This window comes from Kaistia sp. UC242_56 (assembly GCF_044452255.1).
Classification (GTDB): Bacteria; Pseudomonadota; Alphaproteobacteria; order Rhizobiales; family Kaistiaceae; genus Kaistia; species Kaistia defluvii_A.
On sequence record NZ_JBIOAN010000002.1, the window covers coordinates 1809719 to 1824578 of the forward strand.

16 protein-coding genes are annotated in these 14860 nt (G+C 64.7%); 6 read left to right on the top strand and 10 right to left on the bottom strand.

Going from position 1 to position 14860, the window contains the following annotated elements:
- The first annotated feature begins 3 nt into the window (after positions 1 to 3).
- Positions 4 to 345 (top strand): DUF1491 family protein, encoded by a 342-nt coding sequence (locus ACHMWQ_RS11240; RefSeq protein WP_396307517.1) that lies wholly within the window; start codon positions 4 to 6, stop codon positions 343 to 345.
- A gap of 7 nt (positions 346 to 352) precedes the next feature.
- On the opposite strand, the gene ACHMWQ_RS11245 is transcribed toward ACHMWQ_RS11240, so the two are convergent.
- The gene (locus ACHMWQ_RS11245; RefSeq protein ID WP_396307518.1) at positions 353 to 1861 is read right to left on the bottom strand and encodes a hypothetical protein; all 1509 of its coding nucleotides are present in this window, start codon (positions 1859 to 1861) and stop codon (positions 353 to 355) included.
- A gap of 233 nt (positions 1862 to 2094) precedes the next feature.
- On the opposite strand from ACHMWQ_RS11245, the gene ACHMWQ_RS11250 reads away from it, so the two are divergent.
- A complete protein-coding gene (locus ACHMWQ_RS11250; RefSeq protein WP_354548102.1) occupies positions 2095 to 2277 on the top strand; it encodes a hypothetical protein in 183 nt (60 codons plus the stop codon).
- 52 nt (positions 2278 to 2329) lie between these two features.
- Here the strand turns inward: ACHMWQ_RS11250 and ACHMWQ_RS11255 are convergent, their stop codons facing one another.
- Both ACHMWQ_RS11255 and ACHMWQ_RS11260 read right to left on the bottom strand, forming a co-directional pair.
- Positions 2330 to 2923, bottom strand: coding sequence for a DUF1254 domain-containing protein (locus ACHMWQ_RS11255; RefSeq protein ID WP_354548103.1), 594 nt, complete (start codon positions 2921 to 2923; stop codon positions 2330 to 2332).
- Positions 2920 to 3495: a DUF1214 domain-containing protein gene (locus ACHMWQ_RS11260; protein WP_354548104.1), complete on the bottom strand. Its 576-nt coding sequence runs from the start codon at positions 3493 to 3495 to the stop codon at positions 2920 to 2922. The genes ACHMWQ_RS11255 and ACHMWQ_RS11260 overlap by 4 nt, the downstream gene beginning before the upstream one ends.
- Positions 3496 to 3663: 168 nt before the next feature.
- Here ACHMWQ_RS11260 and ACHMWQ_RS11265 point away from each other — a divergent pair, with 168 nt between their 5' ends.
- Positions 3664 to 4602, top strand: coding sequence for a DMT family transporter (locus tag ACHMWQ_RS11265; RefSeq protein WP_396307519.1), 939 nt, complete (start codon positions 3664 to 3666; stop codon positions 4600 to 4602).
- Between the two features lie 106 nt (positions 4603 to 4708).
- Here the strand turns inward: ACHMWQ_RS11265 and ACHMWQ_RS11270 are convergent, their stop codons facing one another.
- Positions 4709 to 5599 (bottom strand): alpha/beta hydrolase, encoded by an 891-nt coding sequence (locus ACHMWQ_RS11270; RefSeq protein WP_396307520.1) that lies wholly within the window; start codon positions 5597 to 5599, stop codon positions 4709 to 4711.
- 318 nt (positions 5600 to 5917) lie between these two features.
- On the opposite strand from ACHMWQ_RS11270, the gene ACHMWQ_RS11275 reads away from it, so the two are divergent.
- Together ACHMWQ_RS11275 and ACHMWQ_RS11280 are read left to right on the top strand one after the other, a co-directional pair.
- Entirely contained in the window at positions 5918 to 8119 is a 2202-nt protein-coding gene (locus ACHMWQ_RS11275; protein ID WP_396307521.1) for a P-loop NTPase fold protein, read from the top strand.
- Positions 8120 to 8245: 126 nt separating this feature from the next.
- On the top strand, positions 8246 to 8944 hold the full coding sequence (locus tag ACHMWQ_RS11280; protein WP_396307522.1) for a DUF2161 domain-containing phosphodiesterase: 699 nt from the start codon (positions 8246 to 8248) through the stop codon (positions 8942 to 8944).
- Positions 8945 to 9093: 149 nt separating this feature from the next.
- Here ACHMWQ_RS11280 and map read toward each other — a convergent pair whose 3' ends face one another.
- The 3 genes from map to ACHMWQ_RS11295 all read right to left on the bottom strand — a co-directional run bounded on the left by map (position 9094) and on the right by ACHMWQ_RS11295 (position 11058).
- A complete protein-coding gene (gene map, locus ACHMWQ_RS11285) occupies positions 9094 to 9855 on the bottom strand; it encodes a type I methionyl aminopeptidase (RefSeq protein ID WP_396307523.1) in 762 nt (253 codons plus the stop codon).
- On the bottom strand, positions 9852 to 10064 hold the full coding sequence (locus tag ACHMWQ_RS11290; RefSeq protein ID WP_266333128.1) for a ParD-like family protein: 213 nt from the start codon (positions 10062 to 10064) through the stop codon (positions 9852 to 9854). The genes map and ACHMWQ_RS11290 overlap by 4 nt, the downstream gene beginning before the upstream one ends.
- A 112-nt stretch (positions 10065 to 10176) precedes the next feature.
- Positions 10177 to 11058 (bottom strand): LysR family transcriptional regulator, encoded by an 882-nt coding sequence (locus ACHMWQ_RS11295; RefSeq protein ID WP_396307524.1) that lies wholly within the window; start codon positions 11056 to 11058, stop codon positions 10177 to 10179.
- A gap of 110 nt (positions 11059 to 11168) precedes the next feature.
- Between ACHMWQ_RS11295 and ACHMWQ_RS11300 the strand changes: the two genes are divergently transcribed.
- Complete coding sequence (locus tag ACHMWQ_RS11300) at positions 11169 to 11621, top strand: PACE efflux transporter (protein WP_396307525.1); 453 nt, start codon at positions 11169 to 11171, stop codon at positions 11619 to 11621.
- 61 nt (positions 11622 to 11682) lie between these two features.
- Here ACHMWQ_RS11300 and ACHMWQ_RS11305 read toward each other — a convergent pair whose 3' ends face one another.
- The 3 genes from ACHMWQ_RS11305 to ACHMWQ_RS11315 all read right to left on the bottom strand — a co-directional run bounded on the left by ACHMWQ_RS11305 (position 11683) and on the right by ACHMWQ_RS11315 (position 14650).
- Positions 11683 to 12834, bottom strand: coding sequence for a serine hydrolase domain-containing protein (locus ACHMWQ_RS11305; protein ID WP_396307526.1), 1152 nt, complete (start codon positions 12832 to 12834; stop codon positions 11683 to 11685).
- A gap of 160 nt (positions 12835 to 12994) precedes the next feature.
- On the bottom strand, positions 12995 to 13729 hold the full coding sequence (locus ACHMWQ_RS11310; RefSeq protein ID WP_396307527.1) for an outer membrane protein: 735 nt from the start codon (positions 13727 to 13729) through the stop codon (positions 12995 to 12997).
- Between the two features lie 198 nt (positions 13730 to 13927).
- Positions 13928 to 14650 carry an outer membrane protein gene (locus ACHMWQ_RS11315; RefSeq protein ID WP_396307528.1) on the bottom strand — a complete coding sequence of 241 codons (723 nt, stop codon included), beginning with the start codon at positions 14648 to 14650 and terminating at the stop codon, positions 13928 to 13930.
- Positions 14651 to 14860: the final 210 nt, after the last annotated feature.

A 14860-nucleotide genomic window follows, 5' to 3' on the forward strand; every position in this document is an offset into this window, starting at 1 on the left:
AACATGCGCGTGACGTCGGGCCTCTGGGTCGCGGCCTATATCCGCCGCGCCTTCGTCGAGGGGGCGTTCGCCGCCGTCGTCCGGCGCGGCTCGGAAGAGGCGGGCGCCATCTTCGTCGTCGTCGACTGGCTGGATGGCACGGTGGACCTCTACGGCCCGGCGCCGCAGACAGCGTTCGACGACAGCAAGCCGACGGACCGGCTGTTCTCCCGCATCGGCGAGCGGATCGACCGGCTCGCCATGCAGGAACGCATCGGCTCGGAAACCCGCTTCGATTCCGACATCTGGGTGGTCGAGATCGAGGATCGCCAGGGACGATCCTTCCTCGATATCGCCACCGGCTAGACCCGCCTCAGGCGATCTTTTCTACTCGCGCGGCCGCGACCTGCTCCTTCACGGCCGGATGCGCATCCTTGCGGCCGGCATCCGCATAATGCGGCTGATGCGCGGGCTCGGCTTCCGCCTCGCCGCGCCATTGGCCGACCAGACGGCCGGCAGCCGGCTGCTGCACGCCCTGGAACAGTTCGGTCAGCCGGAAGAACGCTTCGACCGCCTCGCGGATCACCGGATTGGCGAACAGCAGCACCTGCTGCGCCTCGGTATCGGAGAGGCCGATCGCCTTGAGCAGCACGATCAGCGCCTCCCCGGACGGATCATCCAGCAGCGCGGTGACTTGGTCGACTTCGAGCCGCAGTCCTTCGGCAAGCGCCGCGATCAGCGACTCGCGCTGGCGCTGCCGCGCGAGCATCGGCAGCCGTGCCCGGCTGAGCGCCGCGCGGAAGGCGTGGTCGATCTGGATCGGCGACAGTCTCGGCGCCGAGGTCGGGGCCGGGGACTGCGCGTGGATCCATGCCAGCCGTTCGGCCCGGTCGAGGCGCAGGAAGGCCTCGGCGGGGTTGGCGGGCGCTTCCGGCGTCGTTTCGGCCGGCGCTTCGGCGGTGACTGGGGCAGGCTCTGGCGCAGGTGCCTCCGGCTCGATCGCGACCGGCTCGGCGGCCGCGACGGTGGCTGCCGCCACAATCTCGGCTGCCGCAGGTTGTGTCTCGACGGCAGGCTCCACGGCTTGCGGCGCCGTGATCTCTGGCTTCGGCGCGACGGCTACGGGGCGAGCCGGCGACGCGAAGGATGGCTTCAGCTGTGGGGCCGGGGCGGGCGCTTCGGTCGAAAGCGCGCTCATCTCGGCGCTCAGGCTGGCGGTCAGGACCCGCGCCGCCGCGAGCGCCGACAGCGGTTCCTGAAGCTTGGTCTGGGCCGGGTGATTCGCGGGTTCGACGTCCGGATCGATCGGCTTCGGGGTCTCGACCGGCGCTTCCGTGACGGTTTCGGCCGACTTTGCCGCCATTTTTGCCAGAGCCGCTTCGAGAGCCTCGAGCGGGTTGGGCAGGCTAGGCGCCGACGGCGCGGGCATGGCGACAGGCACCTGCGGCGCTTCCTGTGCGACGGCCGGAAGCAGGGCGATCGTCTCGGCGTCGCCGGTCATCCGCAGCGCGCTGACGATATCGGGCGCGAGGTCGTCGCGCGTCGCGATCATCCGGTAATGGGCCGGGCCGGTCGCGGCCATGATCGCCAGCAGGTCGAACGAGTTCAGCCCCGGCGCATGCCGCAGGATCGGCGAGGCGATCTCGGGCAAGTCCTTGCCCAGGATGCGCAAAATCGATCCGGGCGTATCCGGGTGGCGGGCCAGCCGCTCGGCCACGAAGGCGCGATCGGCGGAGGATACCTTGGTGAGGAAATGCGCTGCCAGTTCCTCGAAGCGGCGGATCCCGGCCTGGTCGTGCGTCTTGTCGAGCACGAACAGTTCTGTCGTTGCGCGGAGCAACGCGGCATCGCGACTTTGCTGGCTCGACACGGCCATGGCCATGAGACCATCCGAAAAATAGGAGGGATGCATGATGACGCGTTTACCCGAAGAGCAGTCGACGCGATCGCAAATCCCGTTTGGTAGCCCCGATCGCCAAGCCCAGCCCGATCATGCCGAAAAGTTGTTAGCGATCCGTTAACCTTGCCAGTCGGTAAATGATGCTATTGTTGACGAGAGCGTCCGCCAGGCAATCGGGGCGTCGATGCAGCCGGACGGACCTCCAAGGAGGTCACATGGGCACCATCCTGAGCTACTCGGTCGACCGGCGTAGACGCGCCCGGGCGAACCTGCCGAAGCAGGGACAATGCGAGATCATCATCTTCTCGGGCGTGCGGATCGATCGCTCGCGTCCGGAACGTCCCCCGCCACCGCAACCGGCGCTGGCGCCGCAACCCAAACCCGGCCGCGGCGGCTAGGGCACGTACCCGGATCGCGTCGGCAAGGCGCGGCCCGGCAGGGGAGGAACCGTCAGCGCTTCTCGTCGCCGGGATCGACGGCGGGCGGGGCATCGGCGGAAGGCAGTTCGGCCGAGCAATCGGCAGCGCCGAGCAACGCTTCCGCGCGGCCGACCAGGGTCGGATCGGCGACGAAGCTGCGGATCAGCGCGAAGCCGCGCGTCACCGGCACCTCGATCACGATCGACTGGTCGAGCGCCGCGATCGGATTTTCGCGCAATTGCGCCATCTGCACCGGCGTCGCGATCACCAGGTCGATATCGGCGCGTTCGGCCGAGCGGTCGTTCAGGCTGTAGACATTGCTGCCGCGCCGGTTGAACACCGCGATCGACCAGAAATCCTCCGGCATCGCCGCCTTGATGCGGATCGGCCCGTCATCGAGCGAGAAGCGGCAGGCGGCATAGGCCATTTGCGGGTCGAGATAGGGCAGCGGCTCCGTGCCGGGCTCCGACATGGGGAGCCGGTGGAAGGCGCCATCCGGCCCGAACCGGCCAAGCGAGGTCCAGGCGTCGCGATTGGCGAAATCCGGCAGCAGCAGGATGATGGCGATGTGGATGATGCCGCCGAGCAGCACGCCGCCCAACACGTAGAACAGCGTCCGGATCATGGGCAGCCGACCTTCTCGATCGCCGGCATGACCACGGCGCCGATGCGCGACCCGCCGGCCAGCGGCGTATCGTAGAGCCGCAGGATCAGCCGGATCGCGTCGGGCGTCGTCACCGGCAGCCAGTTGCCCGGCTGGGCCGAGCGCGACACGGCCACCGTGAAGCTGCCATCCTCGTGGCGCAGCACCTCGCGCGAGTGAAACGCCGTCCGGTTCGCCGGATTGTCCATCAGATGGCCGTCGGCATCATAGACCGTCAGCGTCCAGAGCCGCGCCGGCGGCGTCTGCCCGGTGACGCGGTAGCTGCATTCGCCGCGGAGCCTTCCCCCCGCGCTGTCGGCATCGGCCGAGAAGGCGAGCCCTTCGCCGGCGCCGAGCGGCACCTCGCCGGTGCGCGCCAGCATCGCCTCCGTATAGGGATCGGCGTCCGGGCTGCCCGTATCCGGCCAGGCCGTCCAGGCCCCACGCGTCACCGCGCCAAAAAGCCTTTCGCGGTCGAGCACGAGGGCCGCGGATCCGAACCCGACGATCAGGGCGACGGCAATGGCGATCGCGATGTTGATGAGTAGTCGCAAGAACGGGCCTCGAAGCGGAGCGTGGCGAAGATAGCGCGGGCACGCGGCGCGCGATAGCGCGGTTGATGCGCCAGCCCCCGCCTCTTCGCCTGCCAGCGCAAGAAACGGCTTGCCGGCCGCCGGCCGGACGGGCAGAGCAGGCCGGTGTTCCCAAATTCGGCAGCGAGGATGACGATGGCGATCCGCCAGACGATGACGCGGGGCGACTGGGCCTTGCTCGCGACCCTCTCGGCGCTCTGGGGCGGCTCGTTCTTCTTCAATTCGGTCGCCGGCCGCGCGCTGCCGCCCTTCACCCTCGTGTCGCTGCGGGTCGGCCTCGGCGCGCTGATTCTCCTCAGCCTGCTGCGCCTGACGAAGCAGGCGCTGCCCGGCCACTGGCGGGTCTGGCGCGTGCTGTTCGGCATGGGGCTGATCAACAACGTCATCCCGTTCTCGCTGATCGTCTGGGGCCAGCAACAGGTGCCGAGCGGCCTTGCCGCTGTCCTCAACGCCACCACGCCGTTCTGGACCGCGCTGGTCGTCCATTTCCTCACCCGCGACGAAAAACTGACGCCGGCGAAGCTCGCCGGCATCGCCATCGGCGTTCTCGGCGTCGCCGTGCTGATCGGCCCGTCGGTTTTCCTGGATCTTGGTTCGCACGGGCTCGGCGAATTCGCGATTTTGCTCGCGACCCTCAGCTACGGCTTTTCCGGCGCGCTCGGGCGCCATCTGCCGCGCCTCGGCGTCGCGCCGATGACGGCCGCGACGGGGCAGATGATCGCGGCGACGACGATGATGCTGCCGCTGGCGCTCGTCTTCGACCGGCCGTGGAACCTGCCTGTGCCCGGCTGGCCGGTCTGGGGTGCGATCCTCGGCCTCGCGGCGCTCTCGACGGCGCTTGGCTACTGGATCTTCTTCCGCCTGCTCGCCCGCGCCGGCGCCACCAACACCTCGCTGGTGACGCTGCTGGTCCCGGTCTCGGCGATCCTGCTCGGCACGCTGGTGCTGGGCGAAACCCTGGCGCCCCAGCATTTTGCCGGCATGGCGCTGATCGGCGTGGGTCTGCTGGCGTTCGATGGACGGGTTTGGCGGTGGGTAAAGGCGCGAACCGCCGTCGAACCCGCCTGAGGAACAGGCGGCACGCTCCGTCCGCTCCCTCGCCCACGCAGTGGGAGAGGGCGGGGGTGAGGGTCCTGTCTTCCTCTAGAAGGCCCGAGAGGAACCGATCCCGCCCTCAGCCCAGCACCGCGCGCACGAACGCGCCCATCTCCGCGAGCGAACGACGGCCATCGGCAAGCTGCGAATAGAACAGGTGCCAGGCGTGGATCATCTGCGGCCAGACCTGCAGGCTGGTTCGCACATCGGCTGAAGCCGCGACGCTGGCCAGCCGGATCGCGTCATCGAGCAGCGTCTCGTCGGACCCGACCTGGATCAGCAGCGGCGGCATTCCCTCGAGGTCCGCATGGATCGGTGAAACCAGCGGATTGCGTGGATCGGCGCCGTTGAGATAGGCGGTCGCCAGTTCCTGCAGATACGGGCGCTGGATCAGCGGGTCGACCGCCGCCTTGCTCTCCATCGTCGCCCCCGACATTTCGAGATCCACCCAGGGTGAGGCGCACCAGACGCAGGCGGGCAGGGGCGTGCCCGCATCGCGCAGGGAAACTAGCGTCGCGATCGCCAGCCCGCCGCCGGCGCTCTCGCCGGCCAGCACGATGTTTTGTGGCAGGAACCCCTGCGCCAGAAGGAAGCGATAGCCGGCCAGCGCATCTTCCAGCGCCGCCGGAAAGGGATTCTCCGGCGCCAGGCGATAGTCCAGCGCCAGCGTGCGCGTGCCTGCTTCCCGCCCGGCCTGCGCCAGCATGTGCCGATGGCTGCGGATCGATCCCGCGACATAGCCGCCACCATGCAGGAACAGGATGACGCGGGTCGGATCGGCAGCGGGCGTCGACGTCCATTCCGCCTTCACCCCGTCCGCATCCACCGGCTCGACGACGACATCCGCCGGCATGTCGTAGCGCGCGGTCAACCCATCCAGCCGCTTCCGCCGCCCAGCCAGATCCGCCGGCCGCTCCCCCGCCGCCAGCAGGGCGCGAACGGCAGCGATTTCAGTGGCTGTGTCGGTCATGCCTGTCCCCCTGATCAAGCTAGATCCCGCCGCTGCGTGCACGCAGAGGTGCTGGTCAATCTGAGCGTTCGTTTAGATCTTGAGCGCGATGTTTCCGTTGCGTCAATTGGGGCGCAGGAAAGTGGCTGTTTCGGTATGGCCGTGGATGGCGGTTATCGGCTCGCCTTGACCCGCGCCGGCAGTGAGCCGGCATTGCGACTGCCCTAGTAGTTCAGAGGAAACTGGCCATGGTAGTGCAAGAGCTATCTCTCAACCTGCAGGTAGCGTAGCTAGTTGTCGGGTTAACATCGAGATCTTGTGAATTGGGAGCGAAGCGCGATGAGGGGCGATGAATACACACTAGGCGACGATCAACCGAAAAAGAGCCTTAAGGACGATCGCCTCACTTACGCGCCCTTCGCGAAGAGATTGGCGGATATCATCGTTAAGATGAATGTGCCAAATGGCTACGTCATTGGCCTTCATGGAAGATGGGGATCTGGCAAGACTACCGTCGTCAACTTCGTTCTCGAATGCCTCAACGAGCACAAAGAGGATTTCGTCGGGAAGAAAAAAATCGAACACATTGATTTTCGGCCGTGGATTGTCTCAGGTCATCAAGACCTGATGGCTGCCTTCTTCCAGCTATTGTCCGAGCACTTGAAGCCGAAAGAAGGAAAAGCTAAGACGCTTTTCAATAAAGGTATGCGCACGGCGGCGGCAGGAGCGGACAATTTGGTCGACGCGGCTGCCACGATGGCCCTCACGATCGATCCAAGTGGTGGCGCGCTCTCAGGCCTCGTCGGCAATGTCGGGAAAAAGGCCCTAAAGGCCGCTATAGGCAAGTTCCTTAATACCCCTAGTCTTCAAAAGGCATACGAGAATCTGAGAGCGCAACTCGGCAATAGCAACCGGCGCCTCCTTGTTACGATTGATGACATTGATAGGCTCGACGACGACGAAATCAGGTCAATCATGCAGATGGTGAAAACCATAGGACGCTTGCCGAACGTCATCTACCTGCTCGTTTACGACCGTGAAATCGTTTGGCAGGCATTAGACGAAGGAATCGATCGTGTTGGCCCACGCTTTGCTGAGAAGATCGTCCAGCAAGAGGTCGAACTTCCAATGCCGGCGAAGAACACGCTCTTGGCCATGCTCGATGAGCACATAAGTCTTATTACCGCCGACGGCGAAGATTCCGCTAGATGGCAGTACATCGTTCGAGACGGTGTTCACCGTTGGATAAATTCCCCGCGAGACGTGTTGCGCTTCTCCAATGCGCTGAAATTTTCCTGGTCAGCTTTGAAGGACGAATTCGACGCTCAAGACCTCATTGCTATAGAGGGCATTCGGCTCTTCGATCCCGTTGCCTTCGAGTGGATCAAACGCAATCGTGACTTCCTCTTTGGTGAGGGCCGCTACAGCTTAGGGGCGGACGACGAACGCAAGGCGAATATTGAGGCCCTCAAGGCATCATTGCCGGTTGCTACGGTGGAACCTATAGTCGAGCTTCTCACGGTTCTCTTTCCCGCGCATGGCAAATCGTTCGAGCCAGATCGTTATATGATCCGCGAAAGCCATTTCGCGTCGCAGGTCCGGCGAGGCCTAATGAGCGAGGCAGGCTATGACGCCTATTTTGGTCTTCACCCCAGTGCTGATGCGGTACCCAAAAGCACAATTGATTCGGTGTTCAGAAATTTGAATGATAAGAATAAAATAGAGAGTATATTTCGATTTTATTTAGGTAAAAATAATAGTCGTGGCAGGGATATGGTCGGTATACTGCTAGATGAGGTTAGGATGCGGTTCGCGTTGAAACCAAGTCCGGTTCCCACGCAGGATTTACTAGACGCTGTCATCTCCGTTGGAGATGAAGTTCTATCAATTCCCTGGCGTGGCGAAATGTTTGTCTCGGGGGCGGCCTCCTACCTTCGTTTCCTCCTGCGTGACATACTTGAAGCATGGGGCGAAGAGGAAGCTGGGAGGCACCTTGTTACAGCTTTCGAGCGATCGGCTTCGCCGTTCGTTCTTTCCGACGTTTACGTTGAGCGGGGACGAGAACTCGGTATCTTCGCAACCGATGGACCAGAGCCAACTGTTATCAGCAGCGGAGACTTCGATAAACTTGGCGTCATACTAATGCCTAAGCTAAAGGCCGCAGCCGATGACAGCTCTCTAGGTCGTGCCCCCTACTTCGGTAGAATCGCTTTGGCGTGGAAACATTTGGGCGAGCTCACTGGCCTAAAGGAATGGTTGAAAGCGGGCATCGTAGCGGACGGAAGCTTCGCCGCTAAAGTGGTAAAGGGAGTGGTGGCCCAGACTTCCTCTGGAGACGGCATTCACTATAAGTTCCGCGATGACTACGATGGAAGTCTCTATGACCTCGATATCATCTACGATAATGCGAAGAGACATCTCGGAAGACACGGCGAGCTGACCGACGACGAACGAGCAATATTGAAGGCCCTAGTTGATGGCGTTGATAGAATGCGACGAGAGAAGAGGCCTGGTCGTTCCGGAGGGGATGAGAGTAAATGAGGGCGTCTCGATCTCCGGACCGGCGGCTTTGCGGCGGTGAGGACGGAGCCATCGGCAGCGATCCAGTGCACCTATCCCCGGACTCAGCTAAACCACCCGGAGCACACTGGAACCCCGACAACACGCATGCCCGAAACCGACCTCTATCTTCCCATAAAAGCGTTCCTCGAGGGCGCCGGGTATGCCGTGAAGGGCGAGGTGCAGGGGTGCGATCTCGTCGGCGTGCGGGAGGGCGAGCCGGCTATCCTCGTCGTCTGCGAGATGAAGCTTTCCTTCAATCTCGAACTGGTGCTGCAGGGCGTCAACCGGGCGGCGATCTCGGACGAGGTCTGGCTCGCGGCGCGCGCCTCCAAGGGCAAGGGGCGCGAGCATGATGCGCGCTTCCGCAATCTCTGCCGGCGGCTCGGCTTCGGCATGATCGCGGTTTCGGCCTCCGGCGCGGTCGACGTCATCATCGAGCCTTTCGCGGCCCTGCCGCGCCGCGATCCCAAGCGGCGCTCGCGGCTGCTGGCCGAGCACAAGCGCCGGGTCGGCGATCCGCAGGTGGGCGGCGGACGCGGCAAGCCGATCATGACCGCCTACCGGCAGGATTGCCGGATCTGCGCCACGGCGCTGCTTTCCGGGCCGCAAAGCCCGAAGCAGCTGAAGGCGCTGGTGGCGCGGGCGCCCGGGATCCTGCAGAGCAACGTCTATGGCTGGTTCCAGCGCAAGAGCCGGGGGATCTACGAGCTGACCGAGCGCGGCCGAGCCGCCGTAGCGCCCGCGCCGGAGGGACCGGCCGAGGCGCAGGCCCGCGACCCGGTCGCCGCGCCGGCGGCGGAGTGACGCCGGCCGCACGCGAGAGTGGGGCGCTCGGATCCGTTGCCGCCGTCGCTGGAGCTTTCGCCGTTTTCCTGAACAGGGAAGCTCGGACCCTCGTCGGGTCGCGTTTGCTTGCCGCGAACCGGCATCCGCTTCGTTGGGAAAAAAACGCTCTAGCCGCGCTCGTCGGCCCGGCGGGTCAGCACCGAGACGCCGGAGGCGGTGACGGCGACGGTGTGCTCGAACTGGGCCGAGAGCGAGCCGTCCTTCGTCACCACCGTCCAGCCATCCTCCTGCGTCGTCACGGCGCGGCGGCCGCGATTGAGCATCGGCTCGATGGTGAACACCATGCCCTCGCGCATCGTCAGCCCGGTGCCGGGCTTGCCGAAATGCAGGATCTGCGGATCCTCGTGCATCTCGCGGCCGATGCCGTGGCCGCAATAATCATGCACCACCGAATAGCCGTTGCGCTTGGCGTGGCGCTCGATCGCGAAGCCGATATCGCCGAGCTTCGCGCCGGGGCGCACCGCCCTGATGCCCATCCACAGCGCCTCATAGGTGGTCTGGACCAGGTTGCGCGCCGCCGGGTTCACCGTGCCGACGAGGTAGGTCTTGCTGGAATCGGCGATAAAACCGTTCTTCTCCAGCGTGATGTCGAAATTGACGATGTCGCCGTCGCGCAGCACGTCCGACATGGAGGGGATGCCGTGGCAGACGACGTCGTTGATCGACGAATTGAGCACGAAGCCGAAGCCGTACTGGCCCTTGCTGGCGGGGCGGGCCTGGAGTTCGTCGACGATGAAGCGCTCGACCTGATCGTTGATCGCGAGCGTCGACTGGCCGATCAGCGGCGTGCGGTCGAGCCTCTCGAAGACGGAGGCCAGCAGCCGGCCGGATTGCGCCATCAGCGCCAGTTCCTGCGGATCCTTGGTCATGCGGCGCTCGCGGAAAGCGACGCGGCCGAGACGCCGGCGGAGGCAAGCTCGCGCTCCATGATCTCGGTGAAGGTCAGCGTCGGGTTGGTTTCGCAGAGCATGCCGATCTTGATCCAGTAGGCGGCCTGGGCGTTGATCGACCGCAGCGACACCTTGCTCGCCCGGCGCAATTGCTCGTGCAGGTCGTCGTCGATGTTCACGATGCCCATGGCATGCTCCGTATATGATCCGTTTATGGAGCGTATACAGAGACGGTTTGTCCTTGCCAAGGCGGAGCTTGGTGGCGGAGGGGCGTTTTGCGAGGGCGAGGGGCGGCGGCGATCAGCCGGCCTTGAGCAGCGAGAGCAGTTCCTGTCCCGCCTTGCCCGGCGGGTTCTGCTTCATCCAGCGGGCATAGAGCGGTAGCTTCAGGCCGTTGGTGACATTGCTGAAGGGCAGGATGCGCACGCAGCCGTCACGGCGCAGCGGCTCGGCGATGGCGAGCGGCAGGTTGGCCCAGCCGAGGCCGGATTTCACCATGTTGACGGCGGTCGCGAGGTTGTCGATGCGCCAGAAAGTGGGCGCGATCAGCTGGCGGAAATTGGAGAGCGGCAGCTCGCGGCTGGCGATGACGATCTGGCGGTGCTGGAACAAATCGTCGAGCCGCAGGGTCTCCGCCGCCAGCAGCTCGGACTCGTGATGCGCCGAGACGACCGCGACCAGCGTTTCCGTGCCGACGAACTGGAAATCCTCCTGCAAACTGGTTTCCAGCTCGCCATAGGCGACGCAGAGGTCGATCTCGGCGCGGCGCATCTGGCGGATGATGTCGTCATGCGGCGCGGCGACCACCTCGATCGCCAGCAGCGGATAGTGCCGGGCGACGGCGGAAATCGCCTGCATCAGGCGGGCGCTGTCGATTTCCGCGCCGATGCCGATCGAGAGCCGGGTCTCCAGCCCCTCCGAGAGCCCGGCGGCATGGGCGTCGATCTGCTTCAGCTGCTCGGCGATCAGCCGCGCCTGCGGCAGCAGGGCCTGCGCCGCGGCGGTGGGGAAGACCTGCCGGGCGCGCCGCTCGAACAGCGCATAGCCGAGCTCGGCCTCGAGATGGCCGATGCCCATGCTGACGGCGGAGGGCACGCGGCGCAGCGCCCGCGCGGCGGCGGAAAACGAGCCGTGGTCGATCACCGCCAGGAAGAGCGCGATGCTGTCGCTGGAAAAGGTCATGGCGGCGATCTATCAGTCGAATTGACAGATGGCAACTTTTTCGATCTGCGAAAGCGCCTATAAGCCCGCCTCCAGCCGGTCGGTCCGGCGCTAGCCAAGAGGTTGTTTCGGTGCAGGGTGTTCTTCGCAGGGTGGTCTATATCTCGACATTCGAGGTGACCGGGATCCTCATATCGGCGCTGATCCTTGCCTATCTTTCCGGCACAGCGCCCTCGCATACCGGCCCGCTCGCGGTGATGACCTCGGCGCTCGCGATTACGGTCAACCTTGCCTATACGAGCCTGTTCGAGCGCTGGGAGGCGTCGCGCCCGGCGCGGTCGCGCTCGTTCGGCCGCCGCGTGCTGCATGCGCTCGGCTTCCAGGTGACGCTGCTGGTGTTCCTCATTCCGCTGATGGCGTGGTGGATGGAGATGTCGCTCGTCGAGGCGCTGATCCTCGATACTGCGCTGATCGTGTTCTTCCCGATCTACATGTTCGTGTTCAACTGGGCGTTCGACGGCCTGTTCGGCCTGCCCGACGCGGTCACCAAGGGCTTTGGCGAGGACGCCGCCGAGGCGGCTTGAGGCGACGCGTAGACTCTTCACCTCTCCCTCAGGGAGAGGTAAGGGGCGCGGCGAACGCAACTTACCCGTAAACGGCGGCCTTGATGGCGTCGGGGTAGGGGCCGGCGACGCCGGCGAAGGCCGTGTTCGAGAACGACACCACCGACAGCTTGCGGACGGGATCGACGAACCAGGAATGGCCGTAGACGCCGCCCCATTGCCAGGTGCCGGGCGAGAAGGGCGAGGCGCCGGCGGCCGGGTCATGGGTGATCGACCAGCCGAGGCTGAAGCCGCGGCCCGGCACGCCGGTGTCGAACGTACCGATCGCGTTCTGCGACAGCAGTGCCAGGCTTTCCGCCGAAAGCACCGGCGCGCCGCCCGTGCGCATCGCTTCGAGGAAGGTCAGGAAGTCGCCCGCCGTGCCGAACATGCCTGCGCCGCCCGAGGGGAACGAGTTCGGATCGAAATTGCGGTTCGGCGCGAAATTAATCGTGCCCTCGATCGCGAGGCCCGTCACGGCCTGGTGGTCGGCCATCGGCGTCGGGCGCGGATCGCCATCGGCATAGGCCACGGCGAGCCGGGCGGGATCGCTGGGCAGGAAGCCGGTGTCGGCAAGGCCGAGCGGCTTCGTCACCTGGCTGGCGACGATGTCCGGCAGGCTCTGGCCGGTCGCCTTTTCGAGCAGCCCGCCCAGGACGTCGATACCGACGGAATAATACCAGGACGTGCCGGGCGCGAAGGCGAGCGGCTGCGCGGCGATCTTCGCCAGGTTTTCATCCATGCCGCGACCGGGCTGGTCGAGCCCCTCCGATATGCCGGCTTCCTTGGGATAGCCATAGATCAGCCCGCTGGTGTGGGTGAGCAGGTGGCGGATGGTGATCACCGGCTCGCTGCCATCGGCAAGCTTCGGCCGGAAATCGGGCAGGAAGCGCGTCACCGGGTCGTCGAGCCCGATCACGCCGGCTTCGGCCAGCGACAGCGCGGCGGCGGCGACGAGCGGCTTGGTCACGGAGGCCAGGCGGAAGATCGTGTCTTCCGTGGTGCGGCGTCCGGCTTCCCGGTCGGCATGGCCAGCCGTGCGCCGGTAGGCGAGCTTGCCGTCCTCGGCGACCAGCACCACGGCGCCGACGATCACGCCGTCGCGGATCGCGCTGTCGATGACCGCGTCGAGACGCGCGGCGCGCTTCTCCTGGGCGGCGGAGGCGGCGGTATCGACGGCGGCGGCAACGGTCATGGAGTACTCCGGGCGAGACGCGGGGCGACAGAATGAATCGGGTCTGGGCTCATGCGCAAGGGCCTGATCCCGCGAAGGTGCCGTTGCGCCAAGCGGCGAAAAAAAAGCCCCCGGGCACGACGGCGCGGGGGCTTCGGGTCGGGTCGACGTCAGGCGTCGGTCAGAACTTGTAGTTCAGGCCGAGCTTGACGGTCTCCAGCGAGGAGAGATCGCCTTCGCTCTGGAAGTTGGGGCCGTAGTTGAAATCCTTCTTGCCGAGGTCGGCATAGAGATATTCGATCTTGGCCGTGATGTTGTTGGTCACGGCATATTCGAGGCCTGCGCCGACCGTCCATCCGGTGAAGATCTGGCTGTCACTGGTGTTAAAGCCCGCAACGGGGGTGTAGTCGGTGTCGACCCGGACCGTTGACTTGGCATTGGCCCAGGCAAAACCGCCCGTGACATAGGGCAAGAAGCGGTCGACGGCATAGCCCGCGCGCGCGCGGACGGTGCCGAGCGGCGAGATCTTCGTCTGGCTGACGGCGTCGAGGAAATAGTCCTCGTCGTTGAGGTTGACCGTCGTGTAGAGGCTGGCGCTGTCCTTCAGGTTTGAAAAGGACGCGTCGGCCTCGATGCCGAGCACGATATTGTTCGAGAACTGGTAGTTGTAGCCGACCTGGCCACCGGCGAGCCAACCGTCAGGGCTGCTGCCTTCGCCGCCGAAAAGGGAATCGTTGAACTCGCTGGTCAGGTCCGCCCAGCCATAGCCAACATGCACGCCCGCATAGAAGCCGGTCCAGCTGAATGCAGGGGCAACGATTACCGTCTCCTCGACGACCGCGAGGTCCGCAGCCTGCGCGGCCTGGGCCATGCCGAGCGCGGCAAGGAAAGAGATTCCAATAAATTTCTTAAGCATTTAGTCCCCCATAACTTAGGGGAACTTAGCGTTCAGCCGCTGCGCTGTCTGTGGTGTCGCTGCAACAGCGCTTCTCTTCCGGACGGGGGCGCCGGAAGCCGGGCAGGCGGCAGCGAAGGGGCATTCCACACGCCGCAAGGCCGCGCAGACGCGGCGGACCGGGAGTGGGGCGCTTCCCGGTCCGAGACGCCCGGGCGGTCAGAACTTGTAGTTGAGGCCGAACTTGACCGTCTGCATGGTTATGTCGGCGGAGACCGGGTTTCCCAGGTCGAAATCCTTCGAGCCGAGATCGGCATAGAGATATTCGACCTTGGCCGTGATGTTGTTGGTCACGGCATATTCGAGGCCGGCGCCGATCGTCCAGCCGGTGAAGGTCTGCTTGTCGGACGCGCTGAGGTCGACGGCGACATTGCCGTCCGCGATGATCTGGTTGTGGAAGTCCAATTCGGCATTGGCCCAGGCGAGACCGCCGGTGACATAGGGCAGGAACCGGTCGACCGCATAGCCGGCGCGGGCGCGCACGGTGCCGAAGGCGTCGATCTTGGCGGCGTAGTCGAGCGTGACCGCATTTTCCAGCGGGTCGCCGATCACGGCCGAAAGGCTGTCCTTCTGGTCGCCGAAGGAGACGTCGGCCTCGATTCCGAGCACGACATTATTCGCGAACTGGTAGTTGTAACCGGCCTGGCCGCCGCCGAACCAGCCATCGGGCTTCAGATCGCCATAGGCCGCGATCCCTTCGTTGGAGAAGTCCGACCAGGCATAGCCGCCATGGGCGCCGATATAGAGGCCGGTCCAGGTGAAGGCGGGCTCGGGCGCGGGAACTGGCTCATAGGGGACTGTCAGGTCGGCAGCGCCGGCCGCGCCAGCCAAGCCGAAGGTCATCCCAAGCCCAAGCGCCGCTGCACGTGCCGTCTTCCTCATGTCGCCCTCCATAACGTCCGAATTCATTGAATATCGCGGACGGCACCTGAAGTCTGTAGCTTTCTCGCAACAAGCGTGTGACAGAATCGGCGTCTACATTTCGGTTTCTGCGTATAGTTTCCGAATTGTTGCTACGTAATGCGTCATATCTCCCCATTCTATTCTAGATATACGATAATATATTTCAAAATTTGAACGAAATCCGCACAC